The organism is Janthinobacterium sp. PSPC3-1 (assembly GCF_049896105.1).
In the GTDB taxonomy this organism is placed as follows: Bacteria; Pseudomonadota; Gammaproteobacteria; order Burkholderiales; family Burkholderiaceae_D; genus Janthinobacterium.
In genome coordinates this window covers 1-24692 of record NZ_JAFCTQ010000060.1, presented here as the reverse complement: position 1 = coordinate 24692, position 24692 = coordinate 1, and the positions used below count along the sequence as shown (strand labels likewise).

At 62.8% G+C, this 24692-nt stretch carries 22 protein-coding genes; 6 read left to right on the top strand and 16 right to left on the bottom strand.

Features of this window, described 5'->3' with window-relative positions:
• Positions 1–45 precede the first annotated feature (45 nt).
• Both ACP7B7_RS30340 and ACP7B7_RS30335 read right to left on the bottom strand, forming a co-directional pair.
• On the bottom strand, positions 46–369 hold the full coding sequence (locus ACP7B7_RS30340; RefSeq protein WP_426079172.1) for a YiiX/YebB-like N1pC/P60 family cysteine hydrolase: 324 nt from the start codon (positions 367–369) through the stop codon (positions 46–48).
• A 486-nt stretch (positions 370–855) separates the two neighbouring features.
• Entirely contained in the window at positions 856–1359 is a 504-nt protein-coding gene (locus ACP7B7_RS30335) for a rolling circle replication-associated protein (RefSeq protein WP_426079170.1), read from the bottom strand.
• Between the two features lie 235 nt (positions 1360–1594).
• Between ACP7B7_RS30335 and ACP7B7_RS30330 the strand changes: the two genes are divergently transcribed.
• Positions 1595–2275 (top strand): contractile injection system tape measure protein, encoded by a 681-nt coding sequence (locus ACP7B7_RS30330; RefSeq protein ID WP_426079169.1) that lies wholly within the window; start codon positions 1595–1597, stop codon positions 2273–2275.
• 182 nt (positions 2276–2457) lie between these two features.
• On the opposite strand, the gene ACP7B7_RS30325 is transcribed toward ACP7B7_RS30330, so the two are convergent.
• Positions 2458–3093, bottom strand: a complete 636-nt coding sequence (locus tag ACP7B7_RS30325; RefSeq protein ID WP_426079168.1) for a pyridoxamine 5'-phosphate oxidase family protein — start codon at positions 3091–3093, stop codon at positions 2458–2460.
• A gap of 226 nt (positions 3094–3319) precedes the next feature.
• On the opposite strand from ACP7B7_RS30325, the gene ACP7B7_RS30320 reads away from it, so the two are divergent.
• Entirely contained in the window at positions 3320–4888 is a 1569-nt protein-coding gene (locus tag ACP7B7_RS30320; protein WP_426079167.1) for an ATPase domain-containing protein, read from the top strand.
• The gene (locus ACP7B7_RS30315; RefSeq protein ID WP_426079166.1) at positions 4885–6129 is read left to right on the top strand and encodes a sensor histidine kinase; all 1245 of its coding nucleotides are present in this window, start codon (positions 4885–4887) and stop codon (positions 6127–6129) included. The genes ACP7B7_RS30320 and ACP7B7_RS30315 overlap by 4 nt, the downstream gene beginning before the upstream one ends.
• 7 nt (positions 6130–6136) lie before the next feature.
• On the opposite strand, the gene ACP7B7_RS30310 is transcribed toward ACP7B7_RS30315, so the two are convergent.
• Positions 6137–7060 carry a LysR family transcriptional regulator gene (locus ACP7B7_RS30310; RefSeq protein ID WP_426079165.1) on the bottom strand — a complete coding sequence of 308 codons (924 nt, stop codon included), beginning with the start codon at positions 7058–7060 and terminating at the stop codon, positions 6137–6139.
• 99 nt (positions 7061–7159) lie between these two features.
• On the opposite strand from ACP7B7_RS30310, the gene ACP7B7_RS30305 reads away from it, so the two are divergent.
• The gene (locus ACP7B7_RS30305) at positions 7160–8269 is read left to right on the top strand and encodes an alkene reductase (protein WP_426079164.1); all 1110 of its coding nucleotides are present in this window, start codon (positions 7160–7162) and stop codon (positions 8267–8269) included.
• Positions 8266–8721 (top strand): nuclear transport factor 2 family protein, encoded by a 456-nt coding sequence (locus tag ACP7B7_RS30300; RefSeq protein ID WP_426079163.1) that lies wholly within the window; start codon positions 8266–8268, stop codon positions 8719–8721. Before ACP7B7_RS30305 ends, ACP7B7_RS30300 begins: the two co-directional genes overlap by 4 nt.
• Positions 8722–8850: 129 nt before the next feature.
• Here the strand turns inward: ACP7B7_RS30300 and ACP7B7_RS30295 are convergent, their stop codons facing one another.
• Positions 8851–10251, bottom strand: coding sequence for a PLP-dependent aminotransferase family protein (locus ACP7B7_RS30295; RefSeq protein ID WP_426079162.1), 1401 nt, complete (start codon positions 10249–10251; stop codon positions 8851–8853).
• Between the two features lie 103 nt (positions 10252–10354).
• Here ACP7B7_RS30295 and ACP7B7_RS30290 point away from each other — a divergent pair, with 103 nt between their 5' ends.
• Positions 10355–11305, top strand: coding sequence for a DMT family transporter (locus ACP7B7_RS30290; RefSeq protein WP_426079161.1), 951 nt, complete (start codon positions 10355–10357; stop codon positions 11303–11305).
• Here the strand turns inward: ACP7B7_RS30290 and ACP7B7_RS30285 are convergent.
• From ACP7B7_RS30285 to ACP7B7_RS30235, 11 genes are all read right to left on the bottom strand, one after another.
• Positions 11208–11831: an alpha/beta fold hydrolase gene (locus ACP7B7_RS30285; protein WP_426079160.1), complete on the bottom strand. Its 624-nt coding sequence runs from the start codon at positions 11829–11831 to the stop codon at positions 11208–11210. The two genes, ACP7B7_RS30290 and ACP7B7_RS30285, sit on opposite strands and share 98 nt — an antisense overlap.
• Positions 11832–11855: 24 nt before the next feature.
• Entirely contained in the window at positions 11856–13397 is a 1542-nt protein-coding gene (locus tag ACP7B7_RS30280) for a cryptochrome/photolyase family protein (protein WP_426079159.1), read from the bottom strand.
• 11 nt (positions 13398–13408) lie between these two features.
• Positions 13409–13852, bottom strand: a complete 444-nt coding sequence (locus tag ACP7B7_RS30275) for a GNAT family N-acetyltransferase (RefSeq protein WP_426079158.1) — start codon at positions 13850–13852, stop codon at positions 13409–13411.
• Positions 13853–13858: 6 nt separating this feature from the next.
• A complete protein-coding gene (locus ACP7B7_RS30270) occupies positions 13859–14917 on the bottom strand; it encodes an AI-2E family transporter (protein WP_308921182.1) in 1059 nt (352 codons plus the stop codon).
• An 82-nt stretch (positions 14918–14999) separates the two neighbouring features.
• Entirely contained in the window at positions 15000–16724 is a 1725-nt protein-coding gene (gene ggt / locus ACP7B7_RS30265; RefSeq protein ID WP_374694322.1) for a gamma-glutamyltransferase, read from the bottom strand.
• Positions 16725–16841: 117 nt separating this feature from the next.
• The gene (locus tag ACP7B7_RS30260) at positions 16842–17606 is read right to left on the bottom strand and encodes a hypothetical protein (RefSeq protein ID WP_308921184.1); all 765 of its coding nucleotides are present in this window, start codon (positions 17604–17606) and stop codon (positions 16842–16844) included.
• Positions 17607–17688: 82 nt separating this feature from the next.
• Positions 17689–20217: a TonB-dependent receptor plug domain-containing protein gene (locus tag ACP7B7_RS30255; protein WP_426079157.1), complete on the bottom strand. Its 2529-nt coding sequence runs from the start codon at positions 20215–20217 to the stop codon at positions 17689–17691.
• A 96-nt stretch (positions 20218–20313) separates the two neighbouring features.
• Complete coding sequence (locus tag ACP7B7_RS30250) at positions 20314–21609, bottom strand: cytochrome c (protein WP_426079156.1); 1296 nt, start codon at positions 21607–21609, stop codon at positions 20314–20316.
• Positions 21602–23206 carry a GMC family oxidoreductase gene (locus ACP7B7_RS30245; RefSeq protein ID WP_426079155.1) on the bottom strand — a complete coding sequence of 535 codons (1605 nt, stop codon included), beginning with the start codon at positions 23204–23206 and terminating at the stop codon, positions 21602–21604. The genes ACP7B7_RS30250 and ACP7B7_RS30245 overlap by 8 nt, the downstream gene beginning before the upstream one ends.
• 9 nt (positions 23207–23215) lie before the next feature.
• The gene (locus ACP7B7_RS30240; protein ID WP_426079171.1) at positions 23216–23620 is read right to left on the bottom strand and encodes a sugar dehydrogenase complex small subunit; all 405 of its coding nucleotides are present in this window, start codon (positions 23618–23620) and stop codon (positions 23216–23218) included.
• 289 nt (positions 23621–23909) lie between these two features.
• Entirely contained in the window at positions 23910–24506 is a 597-nt protein-coding gene (locus ACP7B7_RS30235; protein WP_426079154.1) for a hypothetical protein, read from the bottom strand.
• Positions 24507–24692: the final 186 nt, after the last annotated feature.

The window sequence follows — 24692 nt, the reverse complement described above, 5'->3', positions numbered from 1 at the left end:
GGGCTTGAACGGCTTGCCGGTCGGGTATTTGGCGCGCCAGCCTCGTCAGAAAACCGAATTGATCAGCGCTTCCCTAGCATATGCCCGAGCTACTAAGCGAGAGCAAAACATTTTTTCATTCCCATTAAAGTCTTTTATTTCACCTGCAGATAAAACCGCTTCTCTCATAGAGTAAGGTGTTCCGGTTGAAGCTCTAACAAAATCTATTACGTTATCTGTTAAGGATTCTTCGATAGGATTTACTAATCGCAAAACATAAATTGAGCAATCATCCTCATAAAATATCTTTTGAATATTTTTTAAATTAACACCATTGTTGGTGGAATCCATCACACTCCCCCTAGCGACATAAATCATTGCATGTGAAATGTCACTTTTCGTTGCTTTTTTATTGCGCTGCTTAATTTTTCATTCGTAGTAGTTAAAATGATGTCGCCTTTTTTTAGGCTGGAAATATTAATAATTTTCATATTCTATTTTTTTGTTAATGGAGTGTGAAATTTAGCATTTAAAAAAAATAAATGCAAGTTAGATTATTTATCAAATTCACCGCGTTTAGCCCGCTTGCATATTCCGCGACATGGAATTTCATCCTTGAAACAGCGTTCGCAAATACGCAAGCGTAAACAATACCTAGCTTGCTGCACTGCCCATCTTGGAACCCCAAGCATGTACATAAAATCACCGAGCACTCTAGTGCGATTCACTGCTTTCCAATTTGTACGCCTAGAATTTCGAATAATCCAGTACTGATTACGGAACTCATCCTCTATCTGTTCAAGTATCCGCAGCGAGTCGACATCAAACTTTGCCATGTTCACACCCTCCTCCCTGTAAAAGCAGATGGAGAAACGGTCAAAATGGACAATCATCCACCTGTAGATATCCTCCCGGTGCGGTCGCCAAGTAAACAACGCCCAGGTTGTTGTTACGCCACGTCTGCAAACCATCCATGCAATGGTCGGTTACTGCTAAAAAAGCTGTTTGTACAGCACGTAGCATCGAGGTGCAGTGAGGTACCCGCCAAACGTCAACTTCCGGCACCACGATGCCTCTCGAGCGGAAGTAGCGTTTCTGTTCAAGCGCCCTGCACTGCATTTCCTTGCCGCAGTACTTCGCGATATAGCTGGCGATTTTGTGCGCGCCGGCCACGCCGAAGCCGAAGCGGTGCGGGTCTCTCACGTGCACCTGGCCTATTTGCTCACCGTTCGGGCCACGGCCCAAGATGCCTTGCCAAATTGAGCGGAGCAGCGCATACATCTGCCGGCCAGCCAGCACATGAAAATGCAAAGCATCTCTTGCCTGTTCCTCGATCACGGCCACGTAGTGAAACTGTCTATGTTTGTCGATCTTCTGCAAAATGCCTTCCGATGCTTCAGTGTCAGCTCACGGTCACAATGTTTTCCCTGTAGGTCAGGGTCACCATGCTGTCAGCGCGGATCTGCTTGCAGCAAAGCCGCACGTTTTTCTTTGCGTGCCGGGCTGCGTCGTCGTTAGCCGGCATTTTTGATATGATGGTTTCATCACTTTTTTGGGTGCTACCATTGATCAAATTAAATGACCTCAGGCAGCAAAAATTTTCAGCGGACAGCATATGAACAAGACCAACTTTACTTGCAGCGGCACGGCGCGAGCAGCGGTAGAAACACCTGCTGACGTGACGGACATGCAGACTGCGTTGCAGGAGACGCGCGCACTGGCCGGCTTGCCGGCGCAGGACAGCGCCGCGAACGCCTCCCGGCCCAGCGCCGCAATAGATGGCGACGTCATCTACGTTGCCAACGCCGGGCTGGTGCTGCTGCACCCTTTCCTGCCGCGGATGTTCCGGCAACTGCAAGTGCTGAGCGACGACACCAACGGCAAGCCGCGCATCGCCGGCACCGACGACGCCTCGCGCGCGGTGCACTTGCTGCAATGGCTGGTAGACGCGCATTGCGATACGCCGGAGCCGTCGCTGGCGCTCAACAAACTGCTGTGCGGCCTGGAACTCGATACGCCGGTGGCACCCGCCATCGTGCCCGGCGAGGACGAGATAGCGCTGTGCTGGCAGTTGCTGGCCGCCGTCACCGGCAACTGGAGCAGCATCGGCAACACCTCGGCCGACGGCCTGCGCGAGACCTTCCTGCAGCGCGACGGCCGCCTGCAGCGGCGCGACGGCAAATGGACGCTGACGGTGCCGCGCAAGACGGTCGACGTGCTGGTGGACCAGATCCCCTGGGGCTTTGCCGTCATACTTCATCCATGGATGTCCAGGGAGCTTGCCGTCATGTGGTAGACAAGACACGCAAGTCAGTGGTTTGCCGCAGCATCAACCATTCATTCGGTCAAACAAGCCCTCGCTCATCTTGCGCGCGCCGCCAGCCCCACCAGCAACTCATCCTGTGATGGTAGCCGATTGCTGTTGTTTCAGTAGCGGCAGCAGTTGCCGATCAGTTGATTGGTTGCCACTTCCTACCATCAACTCCCGCCCCCCTCCGCAACCGCCAGCCGTGCCCGCAATTCCCGCTGTTCCGCCTCAAGCTCTGCCAGCCGTGCCCGCAGCGGTTCCACCGCCCTGCTCACCTGCTGCTCGGTAAACCGCGGCGTAATGTGCTGTGGGCAATTCCAGTCGAATGCCTGCAGCCGCAGCCGGTAGATGCGTTCGATTTTCGCGCCGTAAGACGCATCGGTCACCAGCGCCGTCAACGCCGGCTCATCCTCCGGCGCCAGGATCTCGACGTGCACGTAGATCTTCAGGCGCGCGCGCCGGGTGTAGTCCATCAGGAACAGGCAGGCTCGGTCGTTGGCCGCCAGGTTGCCGGTGCTGATGTACTGGCGGTTGCCGCGGTAGTCGGCAAAGGCCAGCGTTTGCGCGTCGATCAGCTTGAGAAAGCCGGCCGGGCCGCCGCGGTGCTGCACATAGGGCCAGCCCGTTTCCGACACGGTTGCCATATAGAAGCTGTCGCGCTCGCCGATAAAGGCGGCTTCGTTGCCGGTGAACTGGTCGAACTCGCGGTGCCCTTTGAAATCCTGCCAGGCGTGATCGGCGCCCATGCCGGCCTGTGCGGCACGCACGCTGGGGGTGATGGCGATATCGAGAAAACCATAGGACATGATGAAGCTCCGGCAAATGGGCGCCAGTGTCGGCGCGACAGGGTCATTATCAGTCTTTCCAGTGGATCCGATAATCCCCTGAAATCGAGATTCATCTTTCCATGAAATGGAATAATGCGTGAACCAGTGGCGTCACCGGCCGCCAGCAAGCCGGACCATACTGCTCTTCGCCCCATGCAAGCTGCTACACTGCGGGTAATTATCATATTTTTACTCTCAATCGCACATGAATAACGTGGAAGCGCTGGTCAGGACCGGTATCGCCGGGCTCGATGAAATCCTTTTTGGCGGCATTCCGCGCCATAACAACATCATCGTGGAAGGTGCGCCGGGCGCGGGCAAGACGACCCTGGGGCTGGGCTTTATCCATGCCGGGGCGGCGCAATACGATGAACCGGGCGTGATCGTCTCGTTCGAGCTGGACGAGGCCAAGCTGCTGCGCGATGCGGCCGGCTTCGGCTGGAACCTGCAGGCGCAGATCGACCGGGGACTGATCCGCATCATCCAGACCAGCCCTGCCGTGCTGCTGTCGGAATTCCGCAATACCGACGGCGCGTTTGCCACCGCCCTGCGCCAGATGGGCGCGCGGCGCCTGCTGATCGACGGCCTGACGCCCATGCGCCTGTACGCCGAGGCGCACGACCTGGCGTTTCGCGAAGACATCCACGTGCTGATCGAGGGCCTGAACCGGCTCGGCGTGACCACCATGGTGACGGCCGAGCGCGACGAATCGCTTGCCGCGCCGGCCCATGAGCGCTTCGTGTTCGACACCATCATCGAATTGTCGCGCGCGGAACACCGGCGCCGGGTCGAGCGCCGGCTGACGGTGGCCAAGTCGCGCGGCCAGGATTTCATCGGCGGCAGCCACACCATGCGCATCGAAGCGCAGCAGGGCATCCATGTATACCGCCGCGCGCAGTCGCGCCCCTTGTTGCTGAATGACCAGCCGACCTCGGATCAGCGCATCTCGGTCGGCGCGCCGGCCATCGACGTGCTGATGGATGGCGGCCTGTACGAAGGCTCGGTGACCATGGTCAGCGGCATTTCCGGCACCGGCAAGACGGTGCTGTCGGTGCAGTTCCTGACCGCCGCCGTCCAGGCCGGCCACAAGACCTTGCTGGTCACCCTCGATGAACACCCGCGCCAGCTGGCGCGCAACGCGGCCTCGCTGGGCTTCGACCTGGAAGGCATGCAGGAACGCGGCGAATTGTTCCTGCTGTACGAGTCGCCGCTGGAACTGGAACTGGACGTGCATTTCGACCGCGTGATCAAGCTGGTCGAGCAGGAAGGCATCGCTTGCATCGTGTTCGATTCGATCGCCGTGTACGAGATGGCCAGCCGCCTTGAGGTCGCCGATTATCTGTATGCGCTGGCCAGCCATTTCAAGAACCGCCTGGCGACCGTGTTGTTCAACTACGAAAGTCCCGAACTGCTGGGGCTGTCGCAGATCAGCGAAGAGCTCAAGGGCTCGCACCTGGTCGACAATATCATCCTGCTCAGTTACGTCGAGATTTCCACCGTGCTGCGGCGCGCCATCGCGATCCCGAAGGTGCGCGGTAGCCGCAACCTGCAGGTCACGCGCGAATACGTGATTACGGAAGGCGGCCTGGCGCTGCTGGACGAGGACCGCACCGAACTGGCGCGCGCCAATGCGGTGCCGCAACTGCCGTTCTCGGCCTATTCGAGCCTGCTGTCACGCTCGCCCACGCGCCAGAGCCCGGCGATCGAATCGGCCGTCGTCAATGGCGAGGACTTGCCCGATTCGGTCGTCCTGCCGCAGCAAGAGACGGCGTGATCCGCCTCGCCGATGCCGATTTCTCCCGGGTCGACTGGGACGAATGGCGCACGCCCTTGCTGCAGTTCAGCCAGGCCAGCGGCCTGGTGGTGTCGGCCTATGACATCGCGGGCGTGCGCCAGGTCGGGCCGCTGCTCCCCTCGCGCACGGCGCAATTGCTTGGCAGCTCTACCTTGTGGCATGACGACGGCCCCGGCACCGCCGCCGAACGGCGCATTGTCGCCGACATGGCGGCCGGCCAGGATGAGGCCGGGGAACTGTTTCACGGCATGCACATCTGCTCGCTGCCTTTGACGCGGGCCGGTGTCCGCTATGGCGTGCTGGTATTTGGCTGGTGCCCGCGCGACTTCAGTTCGCCCATGGCCTGCGAGCAGCTGGCCGCCCTGGTCGGCGTGCCAGGCCATGCGCTGTGGAACGCAGTGCGCCTGGAAACGCCGCTGACCGACGCGCGCCTGGCCACCTACCGCGAACTGCTGCGCACCCTGGCCGGCTCGCTCGACCGCCAGCGCGACACCATCGATGAACTGAACCGCGTCAGCCGTACGCGCGAGCTGTTCCTGGCCACCGTCTCGCACGAGATGCGCACGCCCCTGTCGGCCCTGTCGATGCGGGTCGACCTGCTGCTGCACACCATGCGCGACATGCCGCCGGCGCTGAAAACCGCCCTGCTGGCGATGCGCGTGCACGTGCGCCAGGAGGCGGCGATGGTGGAAGACCTGATCGACGCGGCGCGCACCCTGACCGGCACCATGTCGGTCGAGCGCGTGGCCGTCTCGCTGGGACGCATCGTGCGCGACGCTGTCTCCACCACCGAGGTGAACGCCAGCGAAAAAGGCATCGCCCTGTCCGTCATGCCGTTCGACTTCGGCGACCAGATCGAGATCGATGCCGACCCGCGCCGGCTGCAGCAGGTGCTGTGGAATTTAATTCTCAACGCCATCAAATTCACCCCTGCCGGCGGCACGATCGCCGTGCTGATCGAGCGCGACGCCAGCGGCGTGCGCATCGTCGTGCGCGACAGCGGCCAGGGCATCTCGCCGCAAGACCTGCCGCACGTGTTCGGTGCATTCACCCTGCAAAGCCATGCGAACGCCAGCGGCCTGGGCCTCGGCCTGTATATTGCGCGGCGCCTGGTCGAACTGCACGGCGGCGCGATTGCCGTCAGCAGCGAGGGCAAGGACAAGGGCACCAGTTTTACGGTACACCTGCCGATGCACCCGGCCAGGCGCGCAGAAAGCTGAGTTTTATCTAGGGCACAAAGCCGGAATCCTTGCTGGCGGCCAGTGCCTGCAGCATGTCGATGACGGCGCGCACCTTGGGCTGCAGGTAGTGCGATTTGGGCCAGACCACGTGGATCGGCATTTCACCGCCGGCAAATTGCTCCAGCAGCGGCACCAGCGTGCCCCGGCTGATATCGTCGCCGACCAGCCAGGTCGGCATCTGCATGATGCCGCAGCCAGCGCGCCCGGCGGCAAGCATGGCCTCGCCGTCGCTGAATTCATGGCGGGCACGGATTTCCTGATGTAGCAGGCGCTTGTCCGCGGTACGCAGCAGCCAGGTCTGCTTCTGTTGCCGGCGCGAGCCGATGATGCAGTCGCGGTCGCGCAGTTCTTCCGGTACATCGACAGCGCCATGTCGCTCGATATAGGCCGGCGACGCGCAGATGATCAGGCGCTGCGTGCCCAGCCGCCTGGCCACCAGGTTGGCGTCATCGCCCAATTCCCCGATCCGCACCGACAGGTCATGGCCTTCCTGCACCAGGTCCACCGTACGTTCGGTAAATGACACCGTCAGGTCGAGCTTGTCGAAGCGCGCGGCCATGTCGAGCAGCCCGGACAGCACGTGGCGCCGTCCGAACGCGCCCGGCAGCCCGACATGGACGCGTCCCTGCGGCACCCAGTCCTTCGGTACCAGATCGGTTTCGGCGGTGTCGAGCTCGTTGATCGCGCGTGAGCAGGCCGCCAGGTAGGCCTCGCCTTCCGGCGTCAGCGTAATCCTGCGCGTGGTCCGGTGCAGCAGCTTCATGCCGACGCGCGCTTCCAGGCGCGTCACGCTCTTGGCCACGCCGGACGGCGTCAGCCCCATCGCCCGGGCTGCTGCCGTAAAGCTTGCCGCATGGGCGGCCGCCAGGAATGCCTGTATGCCGTCGAAACGATCGCCAGTCCCCTGCATTTATTCCCCTCAGTCCTGAATCTTTGGAATTGAATCCCGATTATAAATCATTGTAATCGGAATAGAATCGGTGCTTCGTTGAGATGGAGAAGGAAACCCATGAAGCTGTTCAATTCGTATGACCTGGCAGGCCTGGACCTGGCCAACCGCGTCGTGATGGCGCCCATGACGCGCTCGCGCGCCGCCAACGGCGTGGCCGATGTGCTGACCGAACGTTATTACAGCCAGCGCGCTACGGCCGGGCTGATCATCACGGAAGGCATCGCCGTGTCGCGGCAAGGCACCGGCTATCTGTTCACGCCCGGGCTGTACACAGACGACCAGGGCCAGGCATGGCGGCGCGTGACCGATGCGGTGCACGCTGCCGGCGGACGGATTTTCGCCCAGCTGTGGCATGTTGGGCGCAACTCGCATGTGTCGCTGCAGGAGGCAGGCGCCGCGCCGGTATCGCCGGTGGCGCGCCGTGCGCACGGCGTGCAGACCTATGCGTGGACGGCGCCCGGCGTGCCCGGCCATGTCGCCACCAGCGCACCGCGCGCGCTGGCGACCGAGGAAGTGGCGGCGATCGCCGCCGACTTTGTCGCCGCGGGCCGGCGCGCCATGCAGGCCGGCTTCGATGGCGTGGAGGTACACGGCGCCAACGGCTATTTGTTCGAGCAATTCATCAATGGCGAACTCAATACCCGTGACGACCGCTACGGCGGCAGCATGGAAAATCGCCTGCGCCTGCTGCTCGACACCATCGACGGCCTCATCGCGGCAATCGGCGCGCGCCATGTCGGCGTGCGCATCTCGCCGTTCGGCCGTCTGTACGACATGCACGGCTACGATGACGAGGCCGGGACCTGGCTGGCGCTGGCGCAGGAACTGGGCAAGCGCAATCTGGCCTACGTCCACCTGAGCGACCAGCGCACCCTGGGCGCCGATTGCGACACCAGCTTCTTTGTCCAGTTCCGCAAGGCTTATGCCGGCACGCTGATCGTGGCGGGCGGCTTTGACCGGGACAGCGCGGAAGCGGCATTACAGGAAGGCAAAGCCGACCTGATCGGGTTCGGCCAGCCTTTTGTGGCCAATCCGGACCTGGTCGAGCGCATGGGCCATGGCTGGCCGTTGGCGCAAGCCCGGCGCGAAACGCTGTATGGCCTGCACGGCGCTACGGGCTACACCGACTATCCGCGTCATGCCGCGCAAGAAGGAGCCGCAATATGAACCAGGACATCAAGGCATTGTTTGACCGTGAAGAAATCCGCAATCTGCGCACGCTGTATGCACATTATCTGGACAGCAATAACATCGCCGCACTCGACCAGGTTTTTTCCAGCGACGCCGTGGTCGAGGTGACGGTCGGAAAAATGGAAGGGCTGGCCGCCATCCAGGCAGGCCTGAACGATGCTTTCACGCAGTTCGATCGCGACCGCCGGGGCAGCTACCCCTTCCTGCACGCGATCACCAACCACTGGATCAGGCTGACCGGGCCCGACACCGCCACGGGCCGCTGCTACCTGATCGATTTTGAAACCGCGTCGAAGGCCGATCCGAATCCGCTTCTGCTGCTCGGCCTGTATGCCGACGAGTACCGCCGTATCGATGGACAGTGGCGCATTACCGCCACCCGCCTGGAAGTTGTCTGGCCGCCAGCTACGGCGCCGACGACGTCATGATCAACCTCATGATGCCGGGCGAAGTGGCGCGCTTGAACGCCATCGAGGCCATCAGCGCGGCCATGCACGGCGTGCCATCCGAACCCGCCAACCCGGAGGCGTCAGCATTCCGGACTGAAATTCACGTGCTTAACCGCCCTGCCTGGCGGCCAGCTCGCCCAGGCAGCGCAGCGCCTGGTCCAGCCTGTCGTCCCACGGCAAGCCGCAACTGAGACGCACATGGTCGCGGTAGTCGCCATTGCCTGAAAATACATGGCCGGGCATCACGCCCACGCCTTGCGCCAGCGCCGCGCGCGAAAAGACGGCCGCGTCGCTGCCGGCCGGCAGCTGTATCCACAGCGACAAGCCGCCGCGCGGCTCGCCCATGCGGGTGCCGGCCGGCCAGTGCTGGTCGATGGCATCGCGCATGCGGCTGGCGTTGCCGGCCAGCGCGCGGCGCAGTTTGCGCAAATGGCGCTCCAGGTCGTGGCGCGCCAGGTAGTCGGAGATGGCCAGCTGCGGCAGGGCCGCATTGCCCACCGTGGAAAAATACTTGGCGCGCAGCAGTTCGCCGGTCCACGCGCCACCCAGCATCCAGCCCACGCGCAGGCCCGGCGACAGGGTCTTGGAAAAGGAACTGCAGGTGATCACGGCACCGCCATCGTTCCAGCGCCGCAACGGCGGCGGCCGGCTGTCGTCCCAGGCCAGGTCGCCATAGATATCGTCTTCGACCAGCACCGTACCGTGGCGCGCGCAGCATGCCAGCAGCGCCTGCTTGGTGCCGTCGTCCAGGCTCAAGCCCAGCGGATTGGAAAAATTCGGCACCATCACGGCCGCGCGCACCGCTTGCGCCGCCAGCAGGGTTTCCAGCAAGGCCAGGTCCAGGCCGCCAGACGGCAGGCGCGGCAACTCCAGCACCTGCAACCCCAGGGTGGCCACCGTCTGCAGGATGCCCTGGTAGGTCGGCGTTTCGACCAGCACGATGTCGCCGGGGCGGGTCAGCACGCGCAGGGCCAGCGTGATGGCCTCCATGGCGCCGGCCGTAATGATGATTTCATCGGCGTCGACCGTCACGCCCATGCTGGCGTAGCGCTGGGCGATCTGCCGGCGCAACGGCGCGTAACCCTGCGGCGGCGCATAGCCCAGGGCAGACTCGCGCTGGCGGCGCAGGCTGCGCGACAGGGCGGCGGCGATGGTGGCGTCAGGCAATAGCGACGGCGCCGGACGCGCCGCGTGCAGCGGCAACATATGGGCGCCATCGTCGACCAGCAGCAAATCGAGCAAGGCGGGGTTGCTGATCAGGGCCGGCGCGCGCGGCGGCGGCACGGTCGAGCGCAGGCCCTGGCTGGCGGCGCGCACGAAATAACCGATGCGCGGGCGCGCTTCGGCCAGCCCTTCGCGCTCGAGTTGCAAACAGGCTTGCACGGCCGTGGCCGCACTGACCCGGTGGCTGGCGGCCAGCTGGCGGATCGACGGCAGCCGCTCGCCGGGGCGCAAACCGCCCTGTTGTATCTGCAGGCGCAGCAGCTGGGCCAGGTTTTTGTAAAGCATGGAGCAGTCCCTGTATTTGTCTCTTTTCATCATACCTGCTGCTGTATTGGTTTGCAGCGAAAAACTACACTGGCCTGCCTTGATTACCAGGCGTCAACTCATCATGTCAACCACCTCCTCACCGCGCGGCACCGCCCTGTGGCAAATGCTTGCCGCGCAATTCCTGATCGCTTCGGTCGGCATCTTTGTCCACGAAGGCGGCCAGGACCCCGTCACCACGGTGTTCTATCGCTGCCTGTTCGGCGCCATTTTCCTCGGTCTCTGGGGCCTGACGGGCGGCCATCTGCGCGGCATCTTGCAAGACCGCAAGCTGGTGCTGGGCGCCATCGCCTCGGGCGTGCTGCTGGTGCTCAGCTGGGTCAGCCTGTTTGCCGGCATGGCGCGCTCGTCGATCAGCGTATCGACCATGATGTTTTATTGCTACCCCTTCGTGATGATGGTGCTGGCGACGCTGCTGCTGGGCGAACGCACCCGGCCGGCCGACTGGGGCTGGACCTTGCTGGCCTTTCTGGGCCTGCTGTGTTCGGCCCATCCGCAGCGCATGTTGTCCGGCATGGGAGCGCACTACCAGGCCGGCATCGGGCTGTCCCTGCTGGCCGGCGTGCTGTGCGGCGCGTCGCTGCTGCTGTCGCGCCATATCAGCAAACAGCGGGCGATCGCGGTGGTGTTCCTGCAATGCTGCGTGGGCGCCCTGATGCTGGCGGCGTTTTCCAGCAGCACGGTGCTGCGGCCGGGCAATCATTGGTACTGGCTGGTGGGCCTGGGCGTGATCCACAGCGGCCTGGCGTATGTGCTCAGCTACAGCGCCTACCGGCACCTGGCAGTGGCGACGATTGCCGTGCTGTCGTTCGGCTACCCCTTGCTGGCCCTGCTGCTCGATTACCTGGTGTATGGCCAGCGGCTGGCCCTGGTGCAACTGGCGGGGCTGGGCCTGATCGTGCTGGGCAGCCTGGGCGTCAGCCTGAAGTGGGCACCGGCGCGTTCAGGTGCCGAGCGATCAGTGCCGCAACCGCCGCCGCATGCGTGTATGCCAGATCGTGATCCGCGCCGTTGAAAACCTGGAGGCTGGCGTGCGGCAGATGGCGCGCCAGCTGCTCGCCAACAGCGACAGGACTGATGGGATCGGCATCGCCCCACAGCAGTAACACCGGCATGCGCAGGGCTGAAAGTTGGGGTGTCAGGTCTGCGTGATCGTTGAGGAACCAGTCGGGCAAGGCGGGAAAGTCCTTGCGCACCATCTCCCGCCAGTCCTGCGCGCCGAGGCTGGCGATATCCATGCCGCCGGAGGTTGCGGCCAGCACCAGATGCGTCACGTGTTCAGGCCGGGCCAGCGCCGCGCGGATGGCGACCACGCCACCCATCGATTGCGCGATCAGTGCACAAGGGCCATCCATTTCATCGACGACCATGGCGACCAGGTCGTCGATGCCGTTGACGCCGGGGTCCGCCGGGGTCGGGCCGAAACCGGGCCAGCCCATATGCAGTTTTTGCGCCGGGTGGCAAAGCAGGTCAGCGGCCGGCAGCCAGAAATCCATGCGTCCCAGCGCGCCGGGCAGAAAAAGCAATTTCGAGGGCATCATTGATTGATCTTTCAAGGTTGGCAGCTACAGCGTGTCGAGCTTCGCCAGCATCATGCGCGCCTGCTCCGTCAAGCCGGTGATGGCCGCATCATCCATTTTTTCCAGCTGGCGATAGGCCATGCCGATGCGCGGATTGCGCTCCAGGCTGGCCGCATTGCGCCGGAAAAAATCCCAATACAGCGCGTTGAACGGACAGGCGGTCTCGCCCAGCCGCGCCTTTTTGTCGTAGTGGCAGCCCTTGCAATAGTCGCTCATGCGGTCGATATACGCGGCGCTCGACACATAGGGCTTGGTGGCCAGGAAGCCGCCATCGGCGAACTGGCTCATGCCGACGGTGTTGGGCAGTTCCACCCATTCGAAGGCGTCGATATAGATGCCCAGGTACCAGTGGTGCACCTCGGTTGGATGCAGGCCGGCCAGCAAGGCGAAGTTGCCGATCACCATCAGGCGCTGGATATGGTGGGCGTGCGCCTGCTCCAGCGATTGCGTGATCGCCTGCGACACGCAATTCATTTTCGTCTTGCCGTCCCAGAACCAGCGCGGCAACGGACGTTCGTGGCCGAAAAAGTTCTTTTCGACATATTCAGGCATATGCGTCCAGTACACCCCGCGCACATATTCGCGCCAGCCGAGGATCTGGCGGATAAAGCCTTCGACGGCCGCCAGCGGCGCGGCGCCGGCATGATAGGCCGCTTGCGCGCGCTCGACCACCTCGCGCGGCTGCAGCATTTTCACGTTCAGCGCAAACGACAGCAGCGAGTGAAACAAACGCCAGGCCTTGCTGCTTATGGCGTCCTGGAAGTCGCCGAAATGCGGCAAGCCGTTGGCCAAGAAAGCGTCGAGCTGCTGCAAGGCTTCGTCGCGGTTCAAGGGCCAGGGCAGCCGGCCGGCTTGCGGATTGCCGAAACTTTTCACGCCGGCGTCGACAATCGATTGCCACAAGGCGCCGTGATCGTGAAACGTGCGTGCGTCCTTCGGTTCGGCGGGCACACCGCGCCACGGCTTGCGGTTGTCATGGTCGAAATTCCACTGGCCGCCGACCGGCTGTTTGGCATCCGCCATCAGCACGCCATGCTTTACTCGCAACTGGCGGTAGAAAAACTCCATCAGCCACTGCTTGCGGCCCTTGAAGATATCTGCCGCCTCATGGCGGCCCGTATAGAAATGGTCGGTATCGACCATCAGCCACGGCACCCTGGCGGTGCGGCCGTGGCGGTACAACTGCTGGTCCAGCCGCCACTCGTCGGGCGCCTGGTATTGCACCGACGCCGCACCATGGTCGGCCACCAGCGCGTCGAGATTGTCGGTGATGGCCCGCGCACTGTGCGGCTGGTCGATGGCAATGTAATGGACACGGTGGCCGGCCGCGCGCAGCTGGCGCGCAAAGTCGCGCATGGCGGCGAAGATGGCGAGGATCTTTTGCGCGTGGTGCAGCACGTAATCTGTTTCCTGGCGCACTTCCATCAGCACGTAAAGAATGGTGTGGTCGACCTCGGTGAACCAGCGGTGCCGCGCATTGAGCTGGTCGCCAAGGACCAGGCGCAAGGTGGTGGTATTGCTGCTCATTGCACGCTCCATTACACACTCAGCAGATAGTAATTGTCGAATTCCTCCTGCCCGACCAGCTTGAAACCGTGGCGCAGATAGAAGCGGTTCGCATCGCTGTCGCGCAGCGCGCCCACCCGCAGCGGCAAGCCTTGCTGCCTCGCCTCATCGATAATGCGTGCCAGCACGATAGCGCCTATCCCCAGGCCCTGGCAGTCCGGGTGGATATACAGATGGTCGAGCAGCAAGGTGTCCGATTCGGGCTTGACGACGACAAAACCGACGCGCCGGCCGCTGGCCTCGATATGGCGCGTGTGTGCGGGCACGAAGCCGGACAAAAAGCGTGTCCGCGCGCGTTGCGGGTCGAAGCGGCCGATGCGCGTCAAGCTGTCGCGCATGGCGGCGATGCGCAGCGCGACCAGTTCTTCCGCATCGTCTTCGCGCGCCGGCGCCAGCGCGATGGTCGTGCTGTCCATGCCGGCTTACTCCGTATGGAATTCGCTGGCCGTGGCAAACAGGTCCCAGGCCGCGATGAACATGGCCGCCACGATGGGGCCGATAACGAAGCCGTGCAGGCCGAACAGGGCCATGCCGCCCACGGTGGACAGCAGCACCACATAGTCGGGCATCTTGGTGTCCTTGCCGACCAGCACCGGGCGCAGCAGGTTGTCGACCAGGCCGATCACCAGGATGCCGAAGGCGATCAGGGTCACGCCTTGCCAGATGGAACCGGTGGCCAGGAAATAGATGGCGACCGGCGCCCACACCAGCGCCGCGCCGATGGCCGGCAGCAGCGACAGGAACGCCATCAGCACGCCCCACAGCAAGGCGGCGCGCACGTCGAGGAACCAGAAGATCAGTCCGCCCAGCGCGCCCTGCGCGATGGCGATCAGGATATTGCCCTTGACGGTGGCGCGGATCACGGTCGTGAAATTGTTGAACAGGCGCTGCTTGTATTTGCGGCTGAGCGGAATCGCGGCGCGGATGCGTGCCGTCAGCGCGGCGCCATCGCGCAGCAGGAAGAACAGCAAATACATCAGAATGCCCAGGCTGGTCAGGAAGTCAAACGTGTACAGGCCGATATTGATGGCTTTCACGGCGACCACCTGGCTCACTTGCGAGACGCCGGCCGTCAGCTTGTCTTGCAGGCTGGCCAGGTTGGTGAGGTTGAAGCGGTCCAGCAGGTTGATCGCCCAGCCGGGCAGCACGTCCATTACCTTGCCGAAGAAGCCGGCCACGGTAATGTCGCCCGCCTTGACCATTTCCACCACCGACGCCGCCTGGTTGACCAGCGCGCCGGAAATCAGCGATAGCGGCAGGATCACGATCACCAGGATCAGCAGCAACACAAGGATCGACGACAAGGTCGCCCTGCCCTTGGTTTTCAGCAAGACCCAGCGATACACGGGCGCGAACACGATCGCCAGGATCACGCCCCAGAAGATGGCGCCTGCATAGGGCAGCAGGATCCAGCCAAAGGCGATGGTGACGATGGCAAGCAGCAGCAGGAACGTCTTTTGTTGGAGTGTGAGTTGAGACATGGATAGTGGCTGATTATTAATTGATGTTGCACCATGATAAGCCACACCCGCACATTTACCTCACACAAATGTCGCCAGTTGCTCAGTACCCAACAGCCGAGCCCGCCGGACGCCGGCCGTCGTTGGCGCCGTAGATATAGCCGGGCAGCACCTTGCCCGAGACACCCGAATCATTGCCCGCGCTGGCCGCGCCCACGCCGGCCGCGTTTGGCAAGCCCATCATGATCAGTTCGGTCGCGCCCCAGGTGCTCTGCTCCGTCATCTTGTAGCCCATGCCGGTGAGAATATTGAGCGTATCGACCGACAGGCCGCGCCGCTCGTAATACACCTGGTCGGGTAGCCACTGGTGGTGGATGCGCGGCGCGTCCACCGCTTCCTGCGGCTCCATGCCGTAGTCGATGATGTTCAGCGCCGACTGCAGGGTGATGGTGATGATGCGCGAGCCGCCCGGCGAACCGGTGACCAGGAACACCTTGCCGTCTTTCGTCACCAGGGTTGGCGCCATCGACGACAGCGGCCGCTTGCCCGGCGCAATCGCGTTGCTTTCGCCCTGCACCAGGCCGTACATGTTCTTCGCGCCGATCTTGGTCGTGAAGTCATCCATCTCGTCGTTCAGGAAAAAGCCGGTGCCGGGCGCGATCACCACGGCGCCGAAGCGGCCGTTCACCGTGTAGGTGGTCGAGACGGCATTGCCGTGCTTGTCGACCACCGAATAATGCGTGGTTTCCGGCTTTTCGCCCTGCGCGTTGGGCTGCACCTGGGCGGACGGCGTGGCCCTGTCGGGCAGGATACGGCTGCGGATCTGCGCCGCATAGGACTTGCTCAGCAGGTGTTCAACCGGGTTCTGCACGAAATCCGGGTCGCCCAGGTAGGTGTTGCGGTCCTTGTAGGCATGGCGCATGGCTTCGGTCATGTAATGCACGGAAGCGGCCGAGTTGTAACCCAGCTTTTTCATGTCGTAGCCTTCCAGGATATTCAGGATCTGGCACAGGGTCACGCCGCCCGAGCTTGGCGGCGGCGCCGAGATGAACTGGTAGCCGCGATAGCTGCATGCGAGCGGCGCCATTTCGGTGGTGGTGTAGGCCGCGAAATCGGCCGCCGTGATCACGCCACCGCCCTGCTTCGCCGCTTTTTCCACGGCAAGGGGAATCGCGCCCTTGTAGAAGGCGTCAGGTCCCTTTCTGGCGATCGCCTCCAGGGTCTTGGCCAGGTCCTTCTGCACCAGCCGGTCGCCCGGCTGCAGCGGTGTGCCGTCCTTGCGCAGGAAGATGCGGGCCGCTTCCGGGTCTTTCTTGAAGTACGCCACGGTGGTGTCGAGGATGTCGGTGTCGCCACGGTTCAGAATATACCCCTCGCGCGCCAGCTTGATGGCAGGGGCCAGCACCTGGGCGCGCGTCAGCTTGCCGTATTTGCGCTGTGCGTAATCGAATCCGGCCACGGTGCCGGGCACGCCGACGGCCAGGTAGCCGTGCAGGCTGGCGCCCGGTTTCAAGTTGCCGTCGGCATCCTGGTACATATTGGCGCTGGCGGCGGCCGGTGCCTTTTCGCGGAAGTTGATAAAGGTGTCCCTGCCATCGGCCAGGTGGATCGTCATGAAGCCGCCGCCGCCGATATTGCCGCAGCAGGCGTTGACCACGGCCTGCGCATAACCGACCGCCACGGCCGCATCGATGGCGTTGCCGCCCTTCTTCATGATATCGACGCCGACCTGGCTGGCCAGGTGCTGCGACGAGACGACCATGCCACTCTTCGCTTCCACGGCGGGCAAGGAGACGGCCTGGACGGCGGTGGAGACGGCAAGCGCCATGACGGTAAGAGCGGCCGGGGCCAGGTGGCGAAAAATCATTGCGGTGTTCCTTGATGCTTGAAGAAAAGAGAATGGTACAGGCAGGCGGGCGTTTCTGCCCACGCCGTGCCCGCTTGCTTATTGTTCGTTCGCCGCCAGCAAGTGGCGTATCAGCGCGTCGGCCACGATGGCCGCCGTCTGTTCGATGCGGTCCGGCGTGGTGCGCCAGTTGGCGCCGAACTCCAGCTGCACGCTGTCGATGCCTTGCGGCGCTTGGCGCCCGAACACGCGCACGATGGTGCCGCCGCTGAAGTGTTCTTCTTTCGCCTGCGCGCTGGCCGGTTCCACGTTCAGGCCCGCCGCATTCAAACGCGTCACCAGGCCGTCCGGTTCGCCGTAGAACGGCGTGTTATTTGCCGTCAGGCCGCTGCCGGTGCCGCGAAACACCACGTCGCGCTTGAAACTCTGGCCGTGGATATCGAGCAGCAGCGCGCCCGGCTGCGTGCGCACCTGGTCGACGGCGCTGCGCAAGGCACCGTAATAGGCCTCATACACGGGCGCGGCGTCCGGCGACTCATAGGCGTCTTCCGCGCGGCGGTTGAAATCGACATATTTGCGGCTGATCTTCGCGCCCACCAGATACGCCTGCTTGCCGGTCTTGGCGAGCAAGTGGCGCTGGATGGCGGCGGCCAGCTCGTTGACACGGTCATCCTGCACCTTGGTGCCCTTGGCGCGTTCAGGTGCGCCTTCCAGCACGACTTCGCCGCCGTGGGGGACGGACAAGACAATCGGCAACGAGCCTTTTTCGATGGTCAGATAGGTGTCGATGGGCTGGGCGGCGTGCACGGACAGGCTGGCGGCCAGCAGGATGGGGGCCAGCATTTTTTGCAATGTGAGAAGCAAATGTATTCCTTGATAATGGGTGGCGTAGGTCGGATTAGCGAGGCCTTGGCCTCGCGTAATCCGACGACATTGTTGGCGTTGCTTAGAATTTATAGCTGGCCCGTGCGTACACAAAGCGCCCGCCACGCCCAAACGGCGCGCGGTTGGCGAACGGCACGGCGCCGGTGGTGTTCAGCGAGGCCGGCACGGCATCGGGGTAGATGTCGAACAGGTTGTCGGCGCCGAACGCCAGCTGGGTCGCCTTGGTCAGCGCGTAGCGGCCTTCGAGGTTGACGATGGTCTTGGACGAGACCACGAAGTCGGTCGCCGCCGTGCTGCCGGCCGAGATCGTTTCGCCATAGCGGGTGGCGCTGGCGCTCACGCCGAAGTCCTTGAGTTTCCAGTTGACCGAGGCGGTCACCTTGTTCTTCGGCTGGCCTTTTTCCAGGCCGATCACATTGGAACGGCCAAACAGGGTCGGCGCCGGGTTCAGGGCCGCCAGTTCGGTGGTGACCGGCACGCGCGTCACTTCGGTCTGGTTGTAATTGCCGGCCAGGGTAAAGTCGAAGCGGCCGGCAGCCGGCGACTTCCATGGCCAGTTGATTACCACGTCGACGCCCTTGGTGTTGGTGTCGACGCCGTTGATAAAGAAACGCGCGCCGCCCACGCCCGTGAAGCCCTGGCTGGTCAGGTAGTTGCGTACGGCGCCAGATGTCAGGTTTTCCGACAGCACGATGCGGTTGTCGATATTGATGCGGTAGGCGTCGGCCGTGATGCTCAGGTCGCCAAAACGCAGCACCGCGCCCAGCGAGAAGTTGACTGATTTCTCGGCATCGAGCGGTTTCGCGCCCAGGGCAACGGCGGCGGCCTCGTTCGGGCGGAAGGTGGCGATATTGTAGGCCACGCCGTCGATAAAGGTCATCGAGGTGGACGTGTAGAACTGCTGCTGCGGCGACGGCGCGCGGAAACCGTTCTGGACCGAGCCGCGCAGCGCGAACGATGGCGTGAAGTCGTAACGGGCGGCGGCCTTGCCGGTGACATTGTTGCCGAAGTCCGAATAACGTTCGGCGCGGGCCGCAAACGAGGTCAGCAGTTTTGGCGTCAGCTTGGTTTCCAGGTCTATGAATGCACCGGTCGAATGGCGGCCCTGGTCGATGGCGTTGTCGGGCGTATAGCCGGGAAACACCTGGGCGCCGGCGGCGGCCGGCGTGCCGTTGGCCAGCAACTGGCCGCCGTAACGGTAGGAATCGGGTTCGCCGGCGAACAGTTCATAGTTTTCATGGCGCACTTCCGCGCCGACCGCCACGTTCAGCGGCGCCGGCAGGAAGGAGACGGGCACCGGGCGCACGGCCGTGAAGTTGGCCGCCACCTGCTGGTAGGCGAAGCCGCCGGCGTCAAACGAGGTCTTGCTGGCGGCGCCGATCGAGCGGTTGATCGAGTTTTCGACGTCGAATTGCATCTTGTTGCGGCCATAGGTCAGCGACAGGTCGTAATCCCAGCCCTGCCCGCTCCAGCTGGTGCCGATGGCGCCGCTGTAATCGTTGACGGTGGGGGCGATAATCGGCAGGTAGCCGTTCGGATAGACGGACAGGATATTTTCATCCTGCAGCGGCCTGCGGAAAAAGCCGGCCGATTCCGTCTCACGGCGCTGGTAGCTGGCCCAGCCGTAAATTTTCTGGCCGGAGGCCAGGGTCTGGCCGGCATTGGCGAACAGGGTCGCCTGTTTCAGTTCCGGGTCGCCCGACCAGGTGTCGTAGCGGTTGACGGTCAGTTCGCGCGGATCGAACGCGCCATTGATCTTCTGGTAGAACTGGCGCGTGTCGTAGGCGCTGCGTTCCGAGTGTTTCTGTTTCTTCAGTTCCGCAGCCACCGTCAAGAAGCCGTCGTCGCCCAGGCTGAAACCCTTCCAGCCGCCCACGGTCAGCGCTTCGCCGTCGGTACGGCTGCGCGTGGTCGGTGCGCTCAAGGCCAGGCCGGCCGGCAAAGTGCCGGGATTGAAGCCGTAACTGGTGTTGCGCTGGCCGCCATTGATGAACAGCGAGCCGCCGCTGTGGTTCTCGCGCAGGCGCAAATTGATCACGCCGGCAATCGCATCGGAACCGTACTGGGCGGCGGCGCCGTCGCGCAGCACTTCCACGCTGTTGATGATGCTGGACGGGATGGTGTTCAGGTCGGCCGAGGCGGAACCGCGCCCCACCGAACCGTTGACATTGACCAGCGCCGACGAATGACGGCGCTTGGAGTTGACCAGGACCAGCACCTGGTCCGGCGACAGGCCGCGCAGGGTCACGGGACGCACCGAATCGGTGGCGTCCACCAGGCCGGGGCGCGGGAAGTTCAGGGCCGGCAGTGCGCTGGCCAGCGACTGGCTCAGTTCCGTCACGCCCACATTGGTCAACGTTTCGGCCGAGACTACGTCCACCGCCGAAGCGGTATCGAGCACGGAACGGTTCGAGACGCGCGTGCCGGTCACCACCACCTGGGCCGCAGGTGTGGCTTCCGGCGACTCGGGCGCTTGCTGCGCCTGCGCCTGCATGGCGGCGCCGGCAAACACGGCAGCAATGGCGCAGCTCAATGTGGTGCGCTGCAGTTGCTTGCGACGCGGATGACTACCTTTATTATTCCCTGGCATATTGACCTTTCGTTATTATGTCCAGGCAATATAAAGGTCGGCAGGGCAAAACCGAACGAAGCATCCTGCATATGCTTGCGCGCAATTTGCAGATAACTAAGTGTTGCGTTTGCGGCGCCAGGCCAGTAACAGCAGCCACAGCGCTAGCAGCACGCCAGCGATGATCAGGCCACCGCGTGCCAGGGTCAGCAGCAGCGGCGTATCGCCGCCAGCCCGCAGGGATGCGACTCTGGGCTCGGCCATCACCGCCTTGCCGTGGCCAAAATCCTGCACCACATAGTTGCTGATCTGGGCGATCTGGCTGTCCGTCAATTCGGCCGCAAAACCGGGCATGCCCTGGCGGTGCTCGGGCCAGACGCCTTCCAGGATGGCCATCGCCACATTGTCGGCGTTGGGTTGGCGCAACACCGGATGGTTGCGCAAGGCCGGCAAGCCGCGCATGCCGTCACCATTGTTCTGGTGGCAGGAGGCGCAGTTGTCGCGGTACAGTTGCTCGCCCGGGCGCAACTTGCCCGTCATTTCGGCGATATCGCTGCCCGAGAGCGGCGCGACGACGGCCGGCGCCGTTTGCGCACCCGCTTGCAGGGAATGCAGATAGGTGGCCATCGCCTGCACGTCCGTTGGGCGCATCTTCGAGAAACTCAGGTCGATCGCTTCGAGCATGGGGCCGCCCGCCGTGGCGCCGTTGCCGGCGTGGCCGGTCGCCAGGTAGGCCGCCATGTCGTCGCGGCTCCAGCCGCCCGACACCAGGTCGGGCGCATACCAGGTGCCCAGCGAGCTGCCGCGCAGGAACTGGCCGGACTGTTCCGCCATCAGCACATTGCGCGGCGTATGGCAGGTGCTGCAATGGGCCAGGCCCTGCACCAGGTAGGCGCCCCGGTTCCATTCCACCGACTGGCCCTTGACCGGGGCATATGGCTTGTCGTCGAGGAACAGCGCATTCCAGGCCTTCATGGAAAAGCGCAGGTTGAACGGAAACGGCAGCCGCGTTTGCGGTGCCGGCGTGTCGACCGGCTGCACGCCATGCATGAAATAGGCATACAGGGCGTTCATGTCCTCGTCGCCGAGCTTGGCATAGGCCGTGTACGGCATGGCCGGATAGAGCTGGCTGCCGTCGGCGCGCACGCCATGCCGCACGGCATTGCTGAACTGCGCCGGCGTATAGTTGCCGATGCCGGCCGTTTTCGAGGGCGTGATATTGGTCGCGTAGATCGCACCCAGCGGGCTGTTGATCGCGTGGCCGCCCTTGCCCGACTGCGTATGGCAGGCAAAGCAGTCGCCGGCCACGGCCAGGTAGCGGCCCTGTTCGATCAGCGCGGCGCTGGGGGCGCCGGCCATGGCCGGCGAAGAAAAGCCCGCCATCAGGCTCAGTGCAAACAGGAATTTACGCATGGATCACCTCCGCCAGGATCTGGTCCGCCGTGCGCAAGGCCAGCGCGACGGCCGTCAGGGTCACATTGCAGGTACCGACGGTCGGCATCACGCCGGTGCCGGCCATATACAGATTCGGATGGTCGTGCGCGCGGCCGAAGGCATCCGTCACGCTGCTGGCGGCATCCTTGCCCATCGATAACGTCCCCGTGATGTGCTGGCGGTTGCTGAAGGCGCCCGCCTTGCTGTGCTTGATATTCGTCGCGCCCAGCTGGGCGGCAATTTCCTCGTAGCGCAATTTGGTGGCGGCCGTGCCCTTGATGACGTAGTCGTCGATATGCCAGGACAGGTGCGGCGTGGGCAGGCCCAGCGCATCTTTCTTGCCGCTCAGGGTGACGCGGTTTTCAGGGTCGGGCAATTGTTCCAGCGCATTCTTGAGGCTGACCCGGCGCGAAGCGCGGTGCAGAATCGTCTCGTCGAGTTTGGCGCCATGGAAACCCTCCTGTATCAGCTCCTTGGTCACCGACGCCACCTGCGAGGCATTCGAGATATCGAGGCGGAACGGTGCGTGTTCCTTGCGGAAATCGCCGTCGCGGAACTGGCCGATCGAACAGGGGCTGACGGGGCCACGGCCCGGCCAGACGGCCTCATCCATGTCGAAGGTGACGCCGATGGCCGGGTGGTCGGTCAGGTTGCGGCCCACCTGGCCGGTGCGATTCGCCAGGCCGTCGGGGAATTGCGTGCTGGTCGACATCAGCAGCAGCTTGGCCGACTCGATGGCGTTGGCGGCGATCACGAACGTTTTGCCCGTCACCTTGTGACTGGTCTTGTTCCAGTCATAGTAATGGACGGCGGTAATCACACCTTGCGCGTCGTGCTCGATGCGGTAGACCACCGCTTCCGTCAGGATCTGCACGCCGGCCTGTTCGGCGCTGGCGGCCGCGATGCCGCCATGGTATTGCGCGTCGATCGGGCATACCGGCATGCAGTTATTGTTGCCGCAGCAGGCCGGGCGGCCGTCGAAACTGCGGCTGTTGCGCGCCGTGCAGTCGTCCTCGACCTTGAAGGCGGGCGCCAGGCGCTCGGTGATGCGCTGCTGGAAATACGAGGCCGGCACGCGGTCCATGGGAAACGGCTGCTTGCGCGGCGACCCCGTGTCGGGCGAGCCGCCGGTGCCGGTGATGACTTCCGCTTCATAATAATAGGCTTCAATATCGTCATACGAGATCGGCCAGTCCTTGCCCACGCCATACACGGACTGGGTGCGGAAATCGTTCGGCAGAAAGCGCCACATCTGCGCCGCCCAGTGCCAGCTGGTGCCGCCCAGCATGCGGATATATTGCGCCTGGAACGGATGCGGGCCGCCCTGCTCCAGGTAGTTATTCGCTTCCGGCGTAAATACCGGGTGCGGCGCCATCTCGGAAAACGGGTATGGGGCCATGAAGTCGGACTTGAAGGCGGAATGGCGGTAGCGGTTGACCAGCTCGCCACGCGCGACGCGCGGGCCGGCTTCCAGCATCAGCACGGACTGGCCGGCCAGGGCGAGTTTGCGCGCCAGCAAGGACCCGCAAATGCCGGCGCCGATCACGACGACGTCGGCGGAAGTAATGTTTTTCATGAGATTCTTTTATTCAGGTTTCGTGGTCCAGGTGCCGATCGGGCCATAGGAGTAGCTGGGCGGCACCAGTATCGGCGCGGCCACCTTGTTGGCCAGCGCTTCGGTATAGGTCACGCAGACGGCCTTTTTTCCTTTGCCGACCACGCCCAGGTACCAGGCTTGCAGGATGGATTGGCTCAGGCCTTGCTCGGCTTTTTGCTCGTCGGAAAATGTGATCTCCTCGCCGGTCATGGCGCCGCGCAGCTTCAGCAAGGTCGTATCGAAGTCTTTGACTGCTACTTGGAAGGCCTGGTACAGGGCTTGCGCCAACGCGGGATCGAGACTGCCGCGCCCCGTCAGCGTGGCGGACACGGTGGTAAAAACGGCAAGATTGCCGGCCGCCGGCGGCAAGCCCGCCCTGGCCTGCTGCGACAGAGGGTCGGCCGGGATTGCGGTTTTTTTCGCGAAAAGCTAACTAAGCTATTGATTACATGGAAAGAAATGTGAATTGCATACTCACGGCAGGAATATTGGCTGTACAGAAAATTTCATGTCCCACGAGTATCGCTGTACCAGCCAGCATCTACCTAATGCCGGCCGGGATTCCTGTAAAAATTCCCAAAATTTGATCTAAGTTTTTGTTTTTAAAGAGTTTAATTCTGATTTTTGTTGCAATATCTGTTCATTTAGATTGGCGGTCGGCTGTCCAGACCAGTCTCTACCTCTACTTTGAGGCGGGTGGTCGGTCCAGTGACTGCAGATAACCGCGCAATTCCTCACTGATGTTTTGGCTCGCTTCGGATCTAGCATTAGCTTGGGCCAAGGACAATTCGAGCTCACGGAATCGGGTTTTCAGTCCCCCCATCTCCTTGCCCAATTCTGCCGCCTGCCTCAGCAATACCTCATTCTCAGTCACTTTGGCGGCAAGTTGTCGTTCCAGATCTCCGGCGTGCTGCTGCCCCGCATGAAGCTGCTCGATCTTTTGATCTTGCCGACGGCCGAGCGCTTGTTGCTCGTAAAGCGCCTGTTTGGCGTGTGAGAGCTCGGCTACCAACTTAGCGCCTTCCTTGTTCAATCGAGTCGCTTCTTCCTGTTTGAGCACCACGGCTTGTTGCTGTTGCCGTAGCTCTGCTTGCAGTTGCTGTGTCTGCTGTTCATGGCGCCGCTGGTCCTGATCGCGCTGTTCCTTAACTGACTGACGATAGTGCTCCAGGGAGTCGCGCGCATGGGCATGCTTTTCCTCCAGCGACCGCCGGTGCGCCTCATTTTCGGCCAGGCGCTCTTGCAAATCGGCCACCTGCTGCTGCGCTGTGTGGCGCAAGATGGTCTCATTTTGCAGACTGGAACGAGTTTGGGTATGCGTCCGTATTGCCTCGATGCCGTCATCTCTGGCCTGGCGCAATTGCTGTTGTAGCGCCGCCAGTTCTTTCTCTGCTGTGGTCTAATTTGCTCGGACACCTCGATAGGTGGAAAATACACCACCTGAGGAGTTGAACATGACAACAAG